15 protein-coding genes are annotated in these 17,733 nt (G+C 72.9%); 11 read left to right on the top strand and 4 right to left on the bottom strand.

The window, feature by feature from the left end; translation table 11 throughout:
* On the top strand, positions 1–1,398 hold a 1,398-nt coding region (gene sucB, locus ACFXG1_RS31075), incomplete at its 5' end, for a 2-oxoglutarate dehydrogenase, E2 component, dihydrolipoamide succinyltransferase (RefSeq protein WP_384745528.1).
* 255 nt (positions 1,399–1,653) lie between these two features.
* On the opposite strand, the gene ACFXG1_RS31070 is transcribed toward sucB, so the two are convergent.
* The gene (locus ACFXG1_RS31070) at positions 1,654–2,277 is read right to left on the bottom strand and encodes a GntR family transcriptional regulator (protein WP_384720807.1); all 624 of its coding nucleotides are present in this window, start codon (positions 2,275–2,277) and stop codon (positions 1,654–1,656) included.
* Positions 2,278–2,699: 422 nt separating this feature from the next.
* On the opposite strand from ACFXG1_RS31070, the gene aceE reads away from it, so the two are divergent.
* The 3 genes from aceE (at position 2,700) to ACFXG1_RS31055 (ending at position 7,423) form a co-directional block, all read left to right on the top strand.
* Entirely contained in the window at positions 2,700–5,369 is a 2,670-nt protein-coding gene (gene aceE / locus ACFXG1_RS31065; RefSeq protein ID WP_384745526.1) for a pyruvate dehydrogenase (acetyl-transferring), homodimeric type, read from the top strand.
* Between the two features lie 116 nt (positions 5,370–5,485).
* Positions 5,486–6,340, top strand: coding sequence for a MerR family transcriptional regulator (locus ACFXG1_RS31060; RefSeq protein ID WP_384722835.1), 855 nt, complete (start codon positions 5,486–5,488; stop codon positions 6,338–6,340).
* A 24-nt stretch (positions 6,341–6,364) separates the two neighbouring features.
* A complete protein-coding gene (locus tag ACFXG1_RS31055; protein WP_384745524.1) occupies positions 6,365–7,423 on the top strand; it encodes a helix-turn-helix transcriptional regulator in 1,059 nt (352 codons plus the stop codon).
* Between the two features lie 16 nt (positions 7,424–7,439).
* Here ACFXG1_RS31055 and ACFXG1_RS31050 read toward each other — a convergent pair whose 3' ends face one another.
* Positions 7,440–8,372: an SDR family oxidoreductase gene (locus ACFXG1_RS31050; RefSeq protein WP_384719684.1), complete on the bottom strand. Its 933-nt coding sequence runs from the start codon at positions 8,370–8,372 to the stop codon at positions 7,440–7,442.
* A gap of 149 nt (positions 8,373–8,521) precedes the next feature.
* Between ACFXG1_RS31050 and ACFXG1_RS31045 the strand changes: the two genes are divergently transcribed.
* Positions 8,522–9,049 (top strand): DUF4240 domain-containing protein, encoded by a 528-nt coding sequence (locus tag ACFXG1_RS31045; protein ID WP_384719692.1) that lies wholly within the window; start codon positions 8,522–8,524, stop codon positions 9,047–9,049.
* 42 nt (positions 9,050–9,091) lie between these two features.
* Here the strand turns inward: ACFXG1_RS31045 and ACFXG1_RS31040 are convergent, their stop codons facing one another.
* Positions 9,092–9,607, bottom strand: a complete 516-nt coding sequence (locus ACFXG1_RS31040) for a GNAT family N-acetyltransferase (protein ID WP_384719686.1) — start codon at positions 9,605–9,607, stop codon at positions 9,092–9,094.
* A gap of 43 nt (positions 9,608–9,650) precedes the next feature.
* On the opposite strand from ACFXG1_RS31040, the gene ACFXG1_RS31035 reads away from it, so the two are divergent.
* Both ACFXG1_RS31035 and ACFXG1_RS31030 read left to right on the top strand, forming a co-directional pair.
* Positions 9,651–10,547, top strand: a complete 897-nt coding sequence (locus ACFXG1_RS31035) for a TIGR01777 family oxidoreductase (RefSeq protein WP_384719688.1) — start codon at positions 9,651–9,653, stop codon at positions 10,545–10,547.
* 488 nt (positions 10,548–11,035) lie between these two features.
* Positions 11,036–12,409, top strand: a complete 1,374-nt coding sequence (locus ACFXG1_RS31030; RefSeq protein WP_384745521.1) for an NAD(P)/FAD-dependent oxidoreductase — start codon at positions 11,036–11,038, stop codon at positions 12,407–12,409.
* 229 nt (positions 12,410–12,638) lie between these two features.
* Here the strand turns inward: ACFXG1_RS31030 and ACFXG1_RS31025 are convergent, their stop codons facing one another.
* A complete protein-coding gene (locus tag ACFXG1_RS31025; RefSeq protein ID WP_384745520.1) occupies positions 12,639–14,111 on the bottom strand; it encodes a regulator in 1,473 nt (490 codons plus the stop codon).
* 244 nt (positions 14,112–14,355) lie between these two features.
* On the opposite strand from ACFXG1_RS31025, the gene lipB reads away from it, so the two are divergent.
* The 4 genes from lipB (at position 14,356) to ACFXG1_RS31005 (ending at position 17,590) form a co-directional block, all read left to right on the top strand.
* Positions 14,356–15,150, top strand: a complete 795-nt coding sequence (gene lipB / locus ACFXG1_RS31020) for a lipoyl(octanoyl) transferase LipB (protein ID WP_384722076.1) — start codon at positions 14,356–14,358, stop codon at positions 15,148–15,150.
* A 155-nt stretch (positions 15,151–15,305) separates the two neighbouring features.
* Positions 15,306–16,277, top strand: a complete 972-nt coding sequence (gene lipA / locus ACFXG1_RS31015; RefSeq protein WP_384722079.1) for a lipoyl synthase — start codon at positions 15,306–15,308, stop codon at positions 16,275–16,277.
* Between the two features lie 364 nt (positions 16,278–16,641).
* Positions 16,642–16,860, top strand: coding sequence for a hypothetical protein (locus tag ACFXG1_RS31010; protein ID WP_384720645.1), 219 nt, complete (start codon positions 16,642–16,644; stop codon positions 16,858–16,860).
* Between the two features lie 10 nt (positions 16,861–16,870).
* Positions 16,871–17,590 (top strand): DUF4191 domain-containing protein, encoded by a 720-nt coding sequence (locus tag ACFXG1_RS31005; RefSeq protein ID WP_384745517.1) that lies wholly within the window; start codon positions 16,871–16,873, stop codon positions 17,588–17,590.
* Positions 17,591–17,733 lie beyond the last annotated feature (143 nt).

Here is a 17,733-nt window from a genome sequence, read left to right as displayed (position 1 = left end):
GACGTCGTCCTCCCCGCGCTCGGCGAGAGCGTCACCGAGGGCACCGTCACCCGCTGGCTGAAGGCCGTCGGCGACTCCGTCGACGAGGACGAGCCGCTGCTGGAGGTGTCCACCGACAAGGTCGACACCGAGATCCCCGCCCCGGTCGCCGGCGTTCTGCTGGAGATCGTGGTGGCCGAGGACGAGACCGCCGAGGTCGGCGCCAAGCTGGCCGTGATCGGCGCCCCGGGTGCCGCTCCGGCGCCCGCCGCCGCGCCCGCCGCTCCGGCTCCGGCCGCCGCCCCGGCGCCCGCGCCGGTCGCGGAGACCCCGGCTCCGGCTCCCGCCCCGGCGGCTGCTCCGGCTCCGGCTCCCCAGCCGGTGCGGGAGGCCCCGGCCGCCCCGGCTCCGGCGCCCGCTCCCGCTCCCGTGGCTGCTCCGGCTCCGGCCGCGCCCGCCGCTCCCGCGGCGCCCTCGGGTGGTGACGCGTACGTAACCCCGCTGGTCCGTAAGCTCGCCGCCGAGAACGGCGTGGACCTCGGCGCGGTCAAGGGCACCGGTGTCGGTGGCCGGATCCGCAAGCAGGACGTGGTCACGGCGGCCGAGGCCGCCCGTGCCGCCGTCCCCGCGCCCGCCGCCGCCGCTGTCGCTCCGGCCGCCCCCGCCGCGAAGAAGACCCCGGCTCTCGAGGTCTCCCCGCTGCGTGGCCAGACGGTCAAGATGACCCGGATGCGCAAGCTCATCGGCGACAACATGATGAAGGCGCTCCACAGCCAGGCCCAGCTGACGACGGTCGTCGAGGTCGACGTCACCAAGCTGATGCGGCTGCGCGCCCAGGCCAAGGAGGGCTTCGCCGCCCGTGAGGGTGTCAAGCTCTCCCCGATGCCGTTCTTCGTCAAGGCCGCGGCCCAGGCGCTGAAGGCCCACCCGATCGTCAACGCCCGGATCAACGAGGACGAGGGCACCGTCACCTACTTCGACTCGGAGAACATCGGCATCGCCGTGGACTCCGAGAAGGGCCTGATGACCCCGGTCATCAAGGGTGCGGGCGACCTCAACCTGGCCGGTATCGCCAAGAAGACCGCGGAGCTCGCGGGTGCCGTGCGCACCAACAAGATCCGTCCGGACGACCTGGCGGGCGCGACGTTCACCATCAGCAACACCGGTTCGCGCGGCGCGCTGTTCGACACCGTCATCGTGCCGCCGACCCAGGCCGCCATCCTGGGCATCGGCGCCACGGTGAAGCGCCCGGCCGTCATCGAGACGACCGAGGGCACGGTCATCGGTGTCCGCGACATGGTGTACCTGTCGCTCTCCTACGACCACCGTCTGGTGGACGGCGCGGACGCGGCGCGCTACCTGACGACGGTCAAGGCGATCCTGGAGGCGGGCGAGTTCGAGATCGAGCTCGGCCTGTAGCAGCCCCCTCCGCATGACGAACGCGTCCCCCGCCGGGGCCTCCCGGCGGGGGACGCGCGTTCTGCACAGGGGCGCGGATCCGGAGCAGCGGGGCTATCGCACGTTGCCGACCGCAGCCAGTCGGTGGTTGCTCGCGCAGTTCCGCCCCCTATGCCTTCGGCAATGGGGGGACCCCCAGCGCCCCTGGAACTCCTCCTCCTGGCCCTTGCCAGGTGCCGGGGCCGCGGGCTGCCCGCACAGCGCGAGCGCCCGGCGTTACGCCCGCGGGGCGCAGCCCAGGACGTGGGCCTTGACGAGGGCGCCGATCTCCGGGTCGTGGCGCTGGAACGCGTCCACGAGCGCCTCGTGCTCCTCCGCGTACGACTGCTGCACCGTGCCGAGCCAGCGGATCGACAGCGTCGTGAAGACCTCGATCCCGAGCCCCTCCCAGGTGTGCAGGAGTACCGCGTTGTCGGCGGCCCTGACCAGCTCCCGGTGGAAGGCGACGGTGTACCGCACCTGGCCCGCGGAGTCGCCCGCGCGGTCCGCCTCGTACAGCGCCGCGACATGGGGGGTGAGCGCCGAGCAGTCCCGGGCCAGCCGGTCCGCGGCCAGCTCGGCCGCGATCTGCTCCAGTCCGGCCCGGACGGGGTAGCTCTCCTCCAGATCGGCCGCGGTGAGGTTCCTCACCCGTACGCCCTTGTTCGGCGCGGACTCGATCAACCGCAGGCTCTCCAGCTCGCGCAGGGCCTCGCGGACGGGCGTCTGGGAGACCTGGAGCTCGGTGGCGATACCGCGTTCCACGATCCGCTCACCGGGCTTCCAGCGACCGCTGACGATCCCCTCCACGATGTGCTCGCGGATCTGTTCCCGCAGCGAGTGGACGACGGGCGGGGTCATAAACAGCTCCCGAGGGGGACCGGACGACGGGTGGGGGTGCCTGCCATTATCGCCGCCGGGTGCCGGGTGGAGGCGCGCGCCCCGGGCGGCGGGTTCCCGGCGGCCCGCCGAGCGGGGGGTTCCGTAACGTCCCCACCCGCTCGACCCACCCCGCTCCGTAAGGTAACCGTCACGTAAAGTCCCAGGTCAGCGGCACCCCGTGCCCTATTTCATGGCACGGAATGCCAATTTAGCCCCCTCAAGGAAGTTTTACCTCCAAGCACTTTGATCGATCATCGATCAGAGGCTTACAGTCACTCGGGGCACACCGACCCCGCTCGCCCTGTCCTGCCAGACAAGGCACCCCCAAGGCACGACGTACGACCCGAGTACCACCTGCCTCCACCTTCTCCACCCCCCTCCCAGTCCGGAAGGCGGCGACCATGGCCGACCCCGTAGGCAAGCTTCCGAGCGAGCTGGACCAGCTCCCGGATCGTGACGCCGAGGAGACCGCCGAATGGGCGGCGTCCCTCGATGCCGTCACCCGGCACGCGGGCCCGCACCGTGCCGCGTATCTGATGCGCCGCACCCTCCAGCACGCCGAGAAGGCGGGCGTGCCCGTGCCCCGGCTGCTGGAGACGGACTACGTCAACACCATCCCCACCGCCGCCGAGCCCGGCTTCGACGGCGACGAGGAGCTGGAGTCCCGGATCGCCGGCTGGAACCGCTGGAACGCGGCGGCCATGGTGACTCGCGGCTCCCGTCTCGGCGTCGGCGGCCACATCGCCACCTTCGCCTCCGCGGCCTGGCTCTACGAGACCGGCTTCAACCACTTCTTCCGCGGCAAGGAGGGCGACGGCAGCGGCGACCAGCTCTACATCCAGGGCCACGCCTCGCCCGGTATCTACGCCCGCGCCTTCCTCGACGGCCGCCTCACCGAGGCCCACCTCGACAACTTCCGCCAGGAGGCGGGCGGCGCCGGTCTGCCGTCGTACCCGCATCCGCGGCGGCTCCCCTGGCTGTGGGAGTTCCCCACGGTCTCCATGGGTCTCGGCCCGCTCTCCGCGATCTACCAGGCGCGGTTCAACCGCTATCTCCACAACCGGTCGATCAAGGACACCGCCAACTCGCACGTCTGGGCCTTCCTCGGCGACGGCGAGATGGACGAGCCCGAGTCGACCGCGGCCATTGCGCTCGCGGCCCGCGAGCAGCTGGACAACCTGACCTTCGTCATCAACTGCAACCTCCAGCGCCTCGACGGCCCGGTCCGCGCCAACTTCAAGATCGTGCAGGAGCTGGAGGCCCAGTTCCGCGGCGCCGGCTGGAATGTCGTCAAGACCCTCTGGGGCAACGCCTGGGACGAGCTGTTCGCCATCGACACCACGGGCGCCCTGGTCCGGCGGCTGCGCGAGGTGCCGGACGCGCAGTTCCAGACGTACGCCACCCGTGACGTCGCCTACATCCGCGAGCACTTCTTCGGTGCCGAGCCCGCCCTCGCCGAGCTGGCGAAGGTCCTCACGGACGCCAAGATCGCCGAGTGCTTCTACACCTCCCGCGGCGGCCACGAGGCCCGCAAGGTGTACGCGGCCTACCGCGCCGCCCTCGCCCACAAGGGCGCGCCGACGGTGATCCTCGCGCAGACCGTGAAGGGCCACACCCTCGGCAAGGGGTTCGCGTCGAAGAACGCGAACCACCAGATGAAGAAGCTCACGGTCGACGAGTTCAAGGACATGCGGGAGCTGCTCGGCCTGCCGATCCCGGACAGCGCCTTCGCCGACGGCACGGTCCCCTACGGCCACCCGGGCGCGGACTCCCCCGAGGTGCGTTACCTCCAGGAGCGGCGCGCGGCCCTCGGCGGTCCCGCCCCGGCCCGCCGGGTGCACCAGGTCGTCCTGCCCGAGCCCGAGGAGCGCGGCTTCAAGGCCCTCCAGAAGGGCTCCGGCAGCCAGGAGATGGCCACCACGATGGCCTTCGTCCGCCTGGTGAAGGACCTGATGCGGGACAAGGAGACCGGCCGCCGCTGGGTGCCGATCGTCCCCGACGAGGCCCGTACCTTCGGTATGGAGTCGCTGTTCCCGTCCGCCGGCATCTACTCCCCGCTGGGGCAGACGTACGAGCCGGTCGACCGCGACCAGCTGATGTACTACAAGGAGGCCACCGACGGCCAGATCCTCAACGAGGGGATCACCGAGGCCGGGGCCATGGCCGACTTCATCGCCGCCGCGTCGTCGTACGCGACGCACGGCGAGCCGATGATCCCGTTCTACATCTTCTACTCGATGTTCGGCTGGCAGCGGACCGGCGACCAGATGTGGCAGCTCGCCGACCAGCTCGGCAAGGGCTTCATCGTCGGCGCCACCGCGGGCCGTACGACCCTCACCGGTGAGGGCCTCCAGCACGCGGACGGCCACTCGCACCTGATCGCGTCCACGAACCCGGCGTCGCTCAATTACGACCCGGCGTTCGCGTACGAGATCGCGGTGATCGTCAAGGACGGTCTGCGCCGGATGTACGGTCCGGACGCCGAGGACGTCTTCTACTACCTGACGGTCTACAACGAGCCCAAGCGGCAGCCCGCGATGCCCGAGGGCGTCGAGGAGGGCATCCTCAAGGGCCTGTACCGGTTCCAGGAGGGCACGGCCCCCCGCCCGGACTCCCCGCGGCTCCAGCTGCTGGCGTCCGGTACGGCGATCCACTGGGCGCTGGAGGCCCAGCGGATGCTCGCCGACGAGTGGGGTGTCACGGCCGACGTCTGGTCGGCGACGTCCTGGGGCGAGCTGCGCCGGGACGCCCTGGAGGCGGACGAGGCGCTGCTCCGCGGCGAGGAGCGCATCCCGTACGTACGCAAGGCGCTGGCCGGGGCGCCGGGTCCGGTGATCGCGGTCAGCGACTGGATGCGGCAGGTGCCGGACCAGATCAGCCAGTGGGTCGAGCAGGACTGGTCGTCCCTCGGCACCGACGGCTTCGGTCTGTCGGACACCCGTGAGGCGGCCCGCCGCCACTTCGGCGTGGACGCGCCGTCGATCACCCTGGCGGCGCTGGCGCAGCTCGCGCGCCGCGGCGAGGTCCCGGCCTCGGCCGTGAAGGAAGCCCGGGAGCGCTACGGGCTCTGACGCTCACGACGATCACCCCCGGACGGTACGCACCACCGTCCGGGGGTGATGTCGTATCCGGGTACGGGCCCGGCATCCTGGACCCCGTCCGCACCCGTACGCGCTGGGAGCCCCCTGTGTTCACCATCGGAGACTTCGCCCGGCACGGCCGGGTGTCCGCCCGGATGCTCCGCCACTACGACGCCATCGGACTGCTGCGCCCCGAGCACACCGACCCGCGCACCGGCTACCGCCACTACGCGGCGGCCCAGCTCGCCGTCCTCAACCGGATCGTCGCCCTCAAGGACCTCGGCTTCACCCTCGACCAGGTGCGGCGGATCGTGGACGACAAGGTGGGGACGGACGAGCTGCGCGGAATGCTGACCCTGCGCCGGGCCGAGCTGGAGGCGGCGATGGCGGAGGCCGCCGGGCGGCTCACCGGTGTCGAGGCGCGGCTGCGGTCGATCGAGAACGAGGGCAGGCTGCCCGTCGACGAGGTGGTGGTGAAGAGCGTGCCCGCGGTCCGGGTGGCCGAGCTGACGGCCACCGCCCGCGGTTTCGGCGCCGAGCACATCGGCCCGGTGATCGGTCCGCTGTACGAGGAGTTGTTCCGGCGGCTGGAGGCTGCGGGCACCGCCCCGGCCGGGCCGGGGATCGCGTACTACGAGAACCTCCCCGAGGGCCGTGCGGACGACCAGGACCACGATCCGGCGGTCGGCGAGGGCGCGATCCTGGTCCACGCGGCGATGGTCCTGGGGGCGGAGGACCGGCCGGGCCCGGATGTGCCGGTCGTGGTGCTCCCGGCGCTGGAACGGGCGGCGACGATCATGCACAGGGGGTCGATGGACGGGGTCGTGGCCACCGCCCAGACCCTCGCGCACTGGATCGACGCGCACGGCCACCGGTCGGCCGGGTACGCGCGGGAGATCACCTTGGAGTGCCCCGACGACCGGGAGCAGTGGGTCACCGAACTCCAGGAGCCGCTGGTGTGACGCCGGGCCCGGCATCATGGGGGAATGCGTGCTGCCCGGCTGATCAAGATGGTGCTGCTGCTCCAGGCCAGACCCTCGATGACGGGGGCCGAGCTCGCCCGTGAGCTGGAGGTCTCCGAGCGGACCATCACCCGTGACGCGCTCGCCCTGTCGGAGGCCGGGGTACCGGTCTACGCCGACCGGGGCCGGGCGGGCGGCTACCGGCTGATCGGCGGCTACCGCACCCGGCTGACCGGTCTCGGCCGCGACGAGGCGGAGGCGCTCTTCCTCTCCGGGCTGCCGGGCGCGCTGCGCGAGATGGGTCTGGAGGACGCGGCGTCCGCCGCCCGGCTGAAGGTCTCCGCCGCCCTGCTGCCGTCCCTGAGCGACGCGCCGCGTACGGCGGCCCAGCGCTTCCACCTCGACGCGCCCGGCTGGTACCACGAGCCGGAGACACCGCCGCTGCTGGCGGAGGTCGCGGACGCGGTCTGGCGGGACCTGCGGGTGACGGCGGTCTACGCCAACCGGCGCGGGGAGCGGGTGGAGCGCGTCCTCGAACCGTACGGGCTGGTTCTGAAGGCGGGCGTCTGGTACCTGTGCGCACGGGCGACGCCACCGGACGGGCCCTTCCGCGTCTATCGCATCGACCGCTTCACGACCGTCGAGCCGGTCGCCGAACCGGTCGCCGAGCCGGCCGCCGGTACGACGACGACCGGTACCGGCTCTCCCGATGCCCCGGCCGCCCCCGGCCTCTCCGGCTGCTTCGACCGCGATCCCGGCTTCGACCTCCCGGCCTTCTGGGAGGAGCGGGCGGGCCAGTTCGCCCGCTCCCTCCTCCGTTCCGAGGTCGTTCTGCGGCTGACCGGGACGGGCGTCGGACGGCTGCCGTACGTGACGGACCGGGCCGCGGCCCGGGAGGCGCTGGCCGCCGCCGGGCCGCCGGACCCCGAGGGCCGGGTAACCGTCGCGCTGCCCGTGGAGTCCGACGAGGTGGCCTATGTCCAGCTGCTGTCCCTCGGGGCCGAGGCCGAGGTGCTGGCACCCGCCGGGCTGCGCGCGGAGTTCGCCGCCGCGGCGGCCCGGATGGCCGAGCTGTACCGCTGAGCCGGGGCGCCCCCGTTCAGCGGTAGTCGGCGAGGTCGGGCTTCTCCCCCGCCCGTTCGGCGAGGATGAACCCCCAGACGTCCGGGCGGCTGCCGTCGGTGTCGGTGACGCCGTACTCCCGGGCCAGCTCCCCGCTGTCGAGTGACCGCCCGTTGAACCGCGCCCGCTCCGGGTCGGCGGCGAGCGCGGCCACGCCCCGGGCCAGATAGGCGGGCGACTCGGAGAGCGCCCAGTGCTCCTGGCCGGGGACGCCGTCGCGCCAGTTCTCCTCGGTCAGCCCGAAGTGGTCGAGCATCTCCTCGGAGCGCAGAAAGCCCGGCGTGACGGCGACGGCGGAACAGCCGACGTGCCGCAGCTCCTCGCCCAGGGTGAAGGCCATCCGGATCGGCGCGTTCTTCGCCAGGTCGTAGTAGAAGTTCTCCCGGAACCCCCGATTGGTCCGGGCGGTGCCGTCGGTGACCTCCACGACCAGCCCGCCCGGCCGCCGGACCAGCAGCGGCAGGGCGACGCTGCTGGTGATGATGTGGGTCCGTACGCCCAGGTCGATCATGCGCAGCCCCCGCTCCAGATCGACGTCCCACATCCGGGTGTCGAAGTCGAGGTAGGCGTTGGCGCCCCAGACGTCGTTGACGAGGACGTCCAGCCGTCCGTGGTCGCCGTCGATCCGCTCGACCAGGCTCCGGACCCGGCCGGTGTCGAGATGGTCGGTGGGTACGGCGATCCCCTCGCCGCCCGCGGCCGTCACCAGCTCCGCGGTCTCCTCGATCGTCTCGGTCGTACGGCCCGTCTCGCTGACCTGGTCGCGGGTGGTGCGGCCGGTGGCGTAGACGGTCGCGCCCGCGGCCCCCAGGGCGACGGCCAGGGCGCGCCCGGCGCCCCGGGTGGCGCCCGCGACCAGGGCGACGCGGCCCGCCAGCGGGCGGCTCTGCTTCGGTGTACTCACTGTCATGGCACCGACCGTGCCACGGAATCCCGACATCTCCTGTCCGGCTTGGCGGACGATCTCCCGGGTCGCGACCTTCTTGGTGATCCGGCTTCCGGTCCGGGTGCGCGGTTCCGGGTGCGCGTACCGTCCCGACGCACGATGCTGGACGCGTGATGGACGAGACGGAGTTCTGGGAGATCGTGGACAGCACCCGCGAGGCCGCGGACGGCGATCCCGAGGACCATGCCGATCAGCTGGTGGAGCGGCTGCTCCGGCTCGACCCCGACTCCGTACTGGACTTCGCCCGCCATTTCGAGGCCCGCTACAACCGCGCCTACACCTGGGACCTGTGGGGCGCCGCGGCCGTTCTGCTGGAGGGCGCCAGCGACGACGTCTTCGACTACTTCCGCTGCTGGCTGATCGCCCAGGGCCGGGAAGTCTTCGAGGGCGCGCTGCACGACCCCGACGCGCTGGCGGAACTGCTGGACGACTTCGACGGGGACGACGGCGGGGACGGCGACGGCGAGGAGATCGGCTACGCGGCGGACGAGGCGTACGAGCAGCTCACCGGCGCCGTCGCACCGGATCTGGGGATCCCGCCGCAGCCCGCCGAACCGGTCGGCACCCCGTTCGACTTCGACGACGACACGGATCTGGCCCGCCGCTTCCCCCGGCTGTGGGCGCGTTTCGGCCCCGAGTGACGGATCACGGCCGGGCCGGGAGGACCAGCAGGACCGGCAGGATCAGTCGAGACGGCGGCCCATCAGGACGTCGTCGACATACGCGCCGCCGATGAGGAACTCCTCCCGCAGCACACCCTCCACGACGAAGCCCTCGGACTCGTAGAGCGCGCGGGCGGGCGCGTTGTGCCCGAGGACGCGCAGGGTGATGCGTACGGCGCCCTGGCCGCGTGCCTCGTCGTACGCGGCACGGAGCAGCGCCCGGCCGACCCCGCGGCCCCGGGCGGACTCCGCGACGGCCAGCCCCTGGATCTGACGGACGTGCCGGTTGCACGGCAGCGGGGTGGGCGGCACCAGCCGGATGTAGCCGAGCGGCTCGCCCGTGCCGTCCTCGTCGGCGACCAGGAAGTGCCCGGGCAGATGCGTGGCGTCGAAGAAGGGGGCGTACGGCGGCTGCGGCTCCGGCGACACGGCGTGCAGCGGGGACCAGGTGTCCCGGTCCAGCCGGGCGAGCGCGTCCCCGTCCTCGGTACGGGCGGGACGGATCTGATACGTGGCGGGCGCACGGAGTTCCGACATGGCGGTCACTGTTTCACACCTCGTCACAGGGCAGGATGGATTTATGAGGATCGCGGTCTCCGGCTCCACCGGACTCATCGGTACGGCACTCGTCCACTCCCTGCGCGCGGAAGGACACGAGGTCCTGCGGCTGGTACGGCACACCGCGCGGGCCGGGGACGAGGTCTCCTGGGACCCGGCCCGCCGCCGGGTGGACACCGCGCGTCTGGACGGCTGCGACGCGGTGGTGAACCTCGCGGGCGCCGGGGTCGGCGACCACCGCTGGACGGCGGCGTACCGCGAGGAGATCCGCGACAGCCGGGTCCTGGGCAACGCGACGCTCGCCGAGGCGGTCGCGTCCCTCGACACCCCGCCGCGGGTACTGCTGTGCGGCAGCGCCGTCGGGTACTACGGCGACACCGGCGGCCGCGCGGTGGACGAGAGCGGCCCCGCGGGCGAGGGCTTCCTGCCGGAGGTCTGCGTGGAGTGGGAGGCCGCGGCCGCGCCGGCCCGGGAGGCGGGGATCCGGACCGCGTTCGCCAGGACGGGGCTCGTCGTGGCGCGCGGCGGCGGGGCGTGGGGCCGGATGTTCCCCCTCTTCAAGGCCGGGCTCGGCGGACGGCTCGGCGACGGCCGCCAGTACTGGAGCTATATCGCCCTCCACGACGAGGTCGCGGCCCTGCGGCACATCATCGACACCCCGTCGCTGTCGGGCCCGGTGAACTGCACGGCGCCCGAGCCGCTGACCAACCGGGAGATCACGGCGGCCATGGGGCGGGCCCTGAGGCGCCCGACGCTGTTCGCGGTGCCGCGGCCCGCGCTGCGGATCGCGCTCGGGGACATGGCGTCCGACGTCCTCGCGAGTACGCGCGCGGTGCCGCGGGCTCTGCTGGAGTCGGGGTTCTCGTTCGCGTTCCCGTCGATCGACTCCGCCATCACCGCTGCGCTCACGCCTCGATGACCCCGGGCCCCGGGCCCCGGCCCCGAGACCCGTGACGGTCCCGCCCGGTCCCGCCCGGCGGGTCGCGCCGTACCCATGACCGTCGCGTTCCGGCCGCCGCCGCCTGCCCGGCGGGGAGCGCCGTAGCCATGACCCTCGTGTTCCGGCCGCGCGCCGCCTGTGGCTGTTCGCGCAGTTCCCCGCGCCCCTAAAAGCCTTCACCTGCCGCGGGAACGCTCAGCCGGAGATCTTGGGGGCGCGGGGAACTGCGCGAGCAACCACCCACGGGGGGAAACCCCGAAGACGAGGGTCATCGGAACGGCGACGCCACTCGGGGGGCGGGTGTATGCGCCCCGTACGCACCCGTGCCCCGCCGCACGCGCGCGGGCGGGACTCGGCCACCGCTTCTAACCTCGACCCGGACCCCGGTATCCGCCGGGCCCGTTGAGGGCATGACTCTGTGGGAGCCGAGCCTCCCACCAGCCGTTGCCGACCTCGGGGAGGGGCACGTGCTCATCAGCACCGCACACCACGCGGATCATGCGGACGTCATCGTCGTCGGAGCCGGCGTCGCCGGTCTTTCCGCGGCGCTCGCGCTCACCGGCGCCGGGATCGGGGTCTCGGTCCTGGAGGCCGCGGACCGGCCCGGCGGCCGGATGGCGACCGACGAGACCGACGGCTTCCGGCTCGACCACGTCGGCCGTCTCCTGAACACCTCCTACCGTGAGCTGCACCGCGCCCCCGCGCTCGGAGCCCTCGCGCTCCGCCCGTTCGCCCCCGGGCTGCTGGTCCACGGCGACGGCAGGCTGCACCGTACGGGCGAGGTGGTACGCCGCCGGGGCGCGGCGGCCGTGCCGTACCCCCGTACCCCCGCCGAACCGGCCGCCGCCCGCGCCGCCCGCAGGGGCGTGGGGGGAGCACTGACGGTGGCACGCGCCCTGGCGAGCGCCCCCCGGCCGCTGGACGAGGCGCGGCTCGGCGCCTCGTTGGCCCGGCTGGCGGGCACGTCGACGGCGCGGCTGGCGGCCCGCCCCGAGCGGTCGGCGGCGGAGGCGCTCGCCGTGCGCGGGCTGCCCGCCCGTACCGTCGACGGCTTTCTGCGGCCCCTGCTGTCGGCCCTGTTGTGCGATCCGGAGCTGACGACGTCGAGCCGGTGCGCCGATCTCGCGCTGCGGGGTTTCGCCCGCGGCCGGGTCTGCGTGCCCGAGGGCGGGGCGTCGGCGATCCCGGACCTGCTGGCCGCGGCGCTGCCCCCGGGCGCGGTCCTGCCGGGGGTGCGGGTCAAGGACGCGTCGATCAACCGGGTCTGCACGGAGGAGTTCGGCGAGCTGTCGTGCCGCGCGCTGATCCTGGCCACCGGCGCCCGGGAGGCGGCCGAGCTGCTGCCGGGGCTGCGGGTGCCGGAGTTCCACCCGGTGACGGTGGTGCACCACACCGCGCCGGTGGCGCCCCCCACGGGATCGGCGCTGGTGCTGGACGCCGACCGGTCGGGCCCGGTCGCGCATACCGCGGTGATGAGCGCCGTCGACCCGTCCCGCGCCCCGGCCGGGCGCGCCCTGATCACCTCCACCGTCCTCGGCACTCCCCCGCCGGGGCTCGACGGCGCCGTACGGGCGCAGCTGGCCCGGCTCTACGGCGTACCGACGAACGACTGGGAGCTGCTCGCCGTGCACCACACGCCCGACGCGGCGCCCGCGATGCCCGCCCCGCACGATCCGCGCCGCCGGGTGCGGGTGCTGTCCGGGCTGTACGTCTGCGGGGACCACCGGGACACGAGTACGGTCCAGGGCGCCCTCCACTCGGGCCGCCGCGCCGCCCGCGCGGTGCTGCGGGACTTCGGGATCCCCGACGCCCAGGGCCCTGACCTGCCCCTGGCGGCCTAGCGCTGTGACCGGAAAGGTTCACCGGCCCGCGACGCCCGGCACGGCACCTCGCCGCGTTGTCGGACCACGCAAGTACGTCCAGTACGAGCCGTGGACCTCCGCCTTGCGATGCACCGCACCGAACGCCGCGGGCCCACGGCAAACCTTTCCGGTCACAGCACTAGAAACGGGCCGGAGCCCCGGCGGAAGTGGACCTTCCGCCGGGGCTCGGGACCGCCCGCCCATCGGCCTATCCCAGCGCCGCGACGCGTTCGCGATAGCCGCGGACCGCCGCGGCCTCCCGGTAGGGGTCGAGCCGCCGCTCGAAGTCGCGGACGTACTCCAGGGCGCGTACGGAACGCATCTCCGACGCCTGGAGTGCGGCCTCGGCGCCCAGCGCGCACGCCTGGTCCAGTTCGCCGAGGCCGAGCCGCGCGGTGGCCAGCACGACCCGGCAGAACAGCCTGCTGCGGGCCAGCTGGTGGGGCCGGAGCTGGAGCGACCGTTCGGCGTACTGGATCGCCGGGCGGTACTGCTGGAGGTCGCGGTAGCAGTGCGCGAACTCGTCGGCGAGCTGGGCCTCGTCGAAGAACCGCGCCCAGGGCGGCACCTCGTCCCCGGGCCGGGCGGAATCCAGCGCGCGCTCGGCCCGGACGAGGGACGCCGTACAGGCGCGGGCCTCGCCCAGCACGCCGTGGCCCCGGGCCTCGACGGCGTGCAGCAGGGCCTGCACCACCGGCGGGGCAGCGGGTCCCACTCCCTGCTGGGCGACCCGGGTGAGCTGGACGGCCTCCCGGCCGTGGCCCAGATAGACCGCCTGGCGGCTCATCGTGACCAGGACGTACGAGCCGTAGGCGCGGTCCCCGGCCGCCTGCGCCAGCCGCAGCGCCTGCACGAAGTAGCGCTGGGCGAGTCCGTGCGCGGCGATGTCGTACGAGGTCCATCCGGCGAGCCGGGTCAGATCGGCGACCGCGCCGAACAGCCGGCGCCCGGTGACCTCCCCGTACGTACCGCGGAGCATCGGCTCGGCCTCGTGCTCCAGATAGCGGACGAGGGCCTGGCGGGCGTGTCCGCCGCCGTAGGCGTCGTCGATGGTGCGGAAGAGTTCGCCGACGGAGCGCAGGGCGGCGATGTCGCCGCTGGAGACCCGCTGGCCGGGGCCGCGCTCGGCGGACCGGTCGCCGGTGCGCTGGCGGGGCACGCCCGCCCCGCCCTGGGCGGGGACCCGGGGCCCGCCCGGCTGCGGCGGCGCCGCGGGCGCCTGGTCACCGCGGGCGACCCGTTCGTCGGCCCGCCCGATCAGCCAGTCCCGGCTGGGCACCACGAGCCCGGCCGGGGTGAAGGCGATCTTGCGGAGTTCGGCATGGCTGCCGGAGTCCTTGCGCCAGAGCCCGCCGACGATCTCGACGGCCTCCTCCGGGGTGGCGGCGAACTCCAGTCCCGCGTAGACCGGCGCACAGGCGTCGAGCCCCAGGTCCTGGGCCGAGAGCCGTCTGCCGAGCCGTCGGGTGAAGACCTCGGCGATGAGCGCGGGCGTGGTGCCGCGCGGTTGCTGGCCGCGGAGCCAGCGGGTCACGGACGTCTTGTCGTAGCGCAGGTCGAGACCGTGCTCGAGGCCGAGCTGGTCCACCCGGCGGGCGAGGCCCGCGTTGGAGAACCCGGCTTCGCCGATCAGTGCGGCGAGCTGGCGGTTGGGAATGCGCTGCGGTGGTCGTTCCGTCATCAGCCGTCTGGTCTCCTGCCTTCCGGGCCGGTCGCAGCCCTCATGGAACGGCGCGAATTTAGCGGCCCCTCCGATGCGGCCCACCGGCTTCGTCGGAGCTTCATCCGAACGTGTGAGGATGGGGGGTGCGCTGACCGGCGAGACGTCCGGCCCGTGCCGCGCTCCCCCGCCGTACCCTGGCGGGGGTGCGGCGGGTACGAGGGCGCGACGCGAGGGTCGCGAAGGTTCGTAAGGAGGCAGTGCCTTGGGTGAGCTGCGGTTCGTCCGACTGGGCTTCGGCGAGGACGCCGTGGAGTACCGGGAGGCGTGGCAGAAGCAGCGGGAGGTGCACGCGGCGCGGTTCGCCGACGAGATCCCCGACACATGTCTGCTGCTGGAGCACCCGCCGGTGTACACGGCGGGACGCCGGACCGAGGAGAGCGAGCGGCCCCTGGACGGCACGCCGGTCGTCGACGTCGACCGGGGTGGCAAGATCACCTGGCACGGCCCCGGTCAGCTGGTGGGCTATCCGATCCTGAAGCTGCCGCGCCCGGTGGACGTGGTGGCGCACGTCCGCAGGCTGGAGGAGGCGCTGATCGACACCTGCGCCGAGTTCGGTCTGGAGACCAGCCGGGTCGAGGGCCGCAGCGGGGTCTGGGTGCTGGGCGACCCGGTGGCGGAGCGGCCGTCGCCCGGCGGGCTCGACCTCGACTTCGACCCCCGGTTGCAGGACCCCGAGTTCGATCCGCGGCTGAACGGGCCGGAGTACGCCCCCTCCAACGCGGGCCAGCGCCGGGAGGACCGGAAGCTGGCGGCGATCGGAATCCGGATCGCGAAGGGCGTCTCCATGCACGGGTTCGCCCTCAATGTGAACCCGGACAACACCTGGTTCGACCGGATCGTGCCGTGCGGGATCCGGGACGCGGGCGTCGCGTCGCTCGCGAACGAACTGGGCCGGGACATCACGATCGCCGAGGTCGTACCGGTGGTGGAGAGACATCTGCTGCGGGTACTGGAGCAGGCGCGGCCGGTGCCGCGGGCCGTGGGGGCGGCGTCCTGAGCGCGACCGCCGTACCCGCCGTCCGGATTACCGACCGTTCGGGGGAATGCACCTCCGGGTGACCGGGTTGGCTCGACTGAGGGCCGTACAAAGCACGGGCGTACCCTGGTGGGCGCCGCAGAATCGAATGCCGCGATAGCAGAAAGGGGCGCCACGTGTCCGCTGTCGCACCCGACGGACGCAAGATGCTGCGCCTGGAGGTCAGGAACAGCCAGACCCCCATCGAGCGCAAGCCCGAGTGGATCAAGACCCGGGCGAAGATGGGTCCCGAGTACACGAAGATGCAGGCCCTCGTGAAGAGCGAGGACCTGCACACGGTCTGCCAGGAGGCGGGCTGTCCCAATATCTTCGAGTGCTGGGAGGACCGTGAGGCCACCTTCCTCATCGGCGGCGACCAGTGCACCCGGCGCTGTGACTTCTGCCAGATCGACACGGGCAAGCCGGAGGCGCTGGACCGCGACGAGCCCCGGCGGGTCGGCGAGTCCGTCGTCACGATGGACCTGAACTACGCCACGATCACCGGCGTCGCCCGGGACGACCTGGCCGACGGCGGTGCCTGGCTGTACGCCGAGACGGTGCGGGAGATCCACCGGCAGACCGCGGACCGCGCGGACGGCCGGACCAAGGTGGAGCTGCTCGCGCCGGACTTCAACGCGGTGCCGGAGCTGCTGGCCGAGGTCTTCGACTCGCGCCCCGAGGTCTTCGCGCACAACGTCGAGACCGTGCCGCGGGTCTTCAAGCGGATCCGCCCCGGTTTCCGTTACGACCGGTCCCTGGAGGTACTCACCCGGGCCCGGGAGGCCGGTCTGGTGACCAAGTCGAACCTGATCCTCGGCCTCGGCGAGGAGCGGGCGGAGGTCTCCGACGCCCTGCGCCAGATGCACGACGCGGGTTGCGAGCTGATCACGATCACGCAGTATCTGCGTCCCTCGGTGCGCCACCACCCCGTGGAGCGCTGGGTGAAGCCGCACGAGTTCGTGGAGCTGAAGGAGGAGGCCGAGCAGATCGGCTACTCCGGTGTGATGTCGGGCCCGCTGGTCCGCTCCTCGTACCGGGCCGGGCGGCTGTACCAGCAGGCGATGGAGAAGCGGCTGACGGGCGACCGGGCCACACTGCCGGTCGTCTGAGCCACCGGGGCCGTAACGCCCCGTGTGAAGTCGAGCACAAGTCATTACCCATCGGTAATACGAGGTCGGGCGCGGCCCGTGCCGCTTCCCCCAGGTGGGGACGGGGCACGGGCCGCGCCGGGCTCCCGGACCGCCGGATTCCGGGATTCACCGGCGTTTGACCGGTCGGTCACGCCCTGGTAACACCGAGCAGTGACGCTGGTGTCACCACCCCGCGTCACCCCGTGTCACCCGCGGCACCTCGCGCCGTCCCGCACCACCGCACCACACCCTCAGCCGTCCGGACCGTCCCCGGGCCGCGCGGGCCCTCGTGGCCCCTCCCGCGGCCCCGGCCGGCCCCGTTCCTCCCCGAAGGGGGCCCGTCATGCAGACCGCGCCACTCCGTCCGGTACGCGCCACCGCACTCCCGTCCGTGTCCGGCGCCCTGCGCGCCATGGAGTCCCTGCTGCTCGCCGGCGGCCAGCGCACCGCCCGGCGCAACGCCTGGACCGCCGTCCTGGAGGACCGCCGCCGGGCGAAGGACCGGGTCGAGACCCAGCACGTACTGGAGGCCGTGGCGGACCCCGCGTCCAGGGCCACGTAAACTTCGGATTATGGCGAGGAAGGCAAAAGCAGAGAGAGCGGAAGGCGCTGACGCCGCCGCTAACCCCGGGCGACTGAAGCAGATCGCCCTCACCTACAAGATGACGCGCAAGGCCGATCCGCTGATCGGTCTGGTCATCGCGGCCGTGGGAGCCGTCACCTTCGGTGTCTTCCTCGGAATCGGCTTCTGGATCGGCTATCCGATCTATCTGGGCATCCTGGGCTTCCTGCTCGCCTTCCTCTCGATGGCGATCGTCTTCGGCCGCCGGGCCGAGCGGGCGGCTTTCGGCCAGATGGAGGGCCAGCCGGGTGCGGCGGCCGCCGTGCTCCAGAACATCGGCCGCGGCTGGACCACCACCCCCGCGGTGGCGATGAACCGGAACCAGGACGTGGTGCACCGCGCCGTCGGCCGCGCCGGGATCGTCCTGGTGGCCGAGGGCAACCCGAACCGGCTGAAGACACTCCTCGCGGCCGAGAAGAAGAAGATGTCCCGGGTCGTGATGGACGTCCCGGTCCACGACATCGTCGTGGGCACGGACGAGGGCCAGGTGCCGCTGAAGAAGGTCCGTACGACCATGCTGAAGCTGCCCCGGGTACTCTCGGGCCCCCAGGTGACCGCGACCAACGACCGACTGCGCGCGCTCGGCGACCTGCTGAGCAATATGCCACTCCCAAAGGGGCCTATGCCCAAGGGGATGCGGATGCCGCGCGGCGGCCCGAAGACCCGCTAGCCCGAACCGCCGACACACGAAAGGGGCGGCCGGAGGATCTCCTCCCGCCGCCCCCAATTTCGTATAAAAGACACAGATCCGCACCACCACGGACATTGCGTTCCGGTCGTGGAGTGCCTGGGGCTTATTAACAAATCCCAGCC

The sequence above is a fragment of the Streptomyces sp. NPDC059248 genome (genome assembly GCF_042753905.1).
GTDB lineage: Bacteria > Actinomycetota > Actinomycetes > Streptomycetales > Streptomycetaceae > Streptomyces.
Note: the sequence above shows the minus strand (reverse complement) of the source record. Positions and strands in the feature narration are given on the sequence as shown.

Coding starts and splice junctions, on each gene's coding strand:
- ACFXG1_RS31005 (WP_384745517.1), top strand. CDS start 16,871: ATGGCGAGGAAGGCAAAAGCAGAGAGAGCGGAAGGCGCTGACGCCGCC.
- ACFXG1_RS31040 (WP_384719686.1), bottom strand. CDS start 9,607: ATGTCGGAACTCCGTGCGCCCGCCACGTATCAGATCCGTCCCGCCCGT.
- ACFXG1_RS31070 (WP_384720807.1), bottom strand. CDS start 2,277: ATGACCCCGCCCGTCGTCCACTCGCTGCGGGAACAGATCCGCGAGCAC.
- ACFXG1_RS31010 (WP_384720645.1), top strand. CDS start 16,642: ATGCAGACCGCGCCACTCCGTCCGGTACGCGCCACCGCACTCCCGTCC.
- aceE (WP_384745526.1), top strand. CDS start 2,700: ATGGCCGACCCCGTAGGCAAGCTTCCGAGCGAGCTGGACCAGCTCCCG.
- ACFXG1_RS31055 (WP_384745524.1), top strand. CDS start 6,365: ATGCGTGCTGCCCGGCTGATCAAGATGGTGCTGCTGCTCCAGGCCAGA.
- ACFXG1_RS31050 (WP_384719684.1), bottom strand. CDS start 8,372: ATGACAGTGAGTACACCGAAGCAGAGCCGCCCGCTGGCGGGCCGCGTC.
- ACFXG1_RS31025 (WP_384745520.1), bottom strand. CDS start 14,111: ATGACGGAACGACCACCGCAGCGCATTCCCAACCGCCAGCTCGCCGCA.
- ACFXG1_RS31035 (WP_384719688.1), top strand. CDS start 9,651: ATGAGGATCGCGGTCTCCGGCTCCACCGGACTCATCGGTACGGCACTC.
- ACFXG1_RS31045 (WP_384719692.1), top strand. CDS start 8,522: ATGGACGAGACGGAGTTCTGGGAGATCGTGGACAGCACCCGCGAGGCC.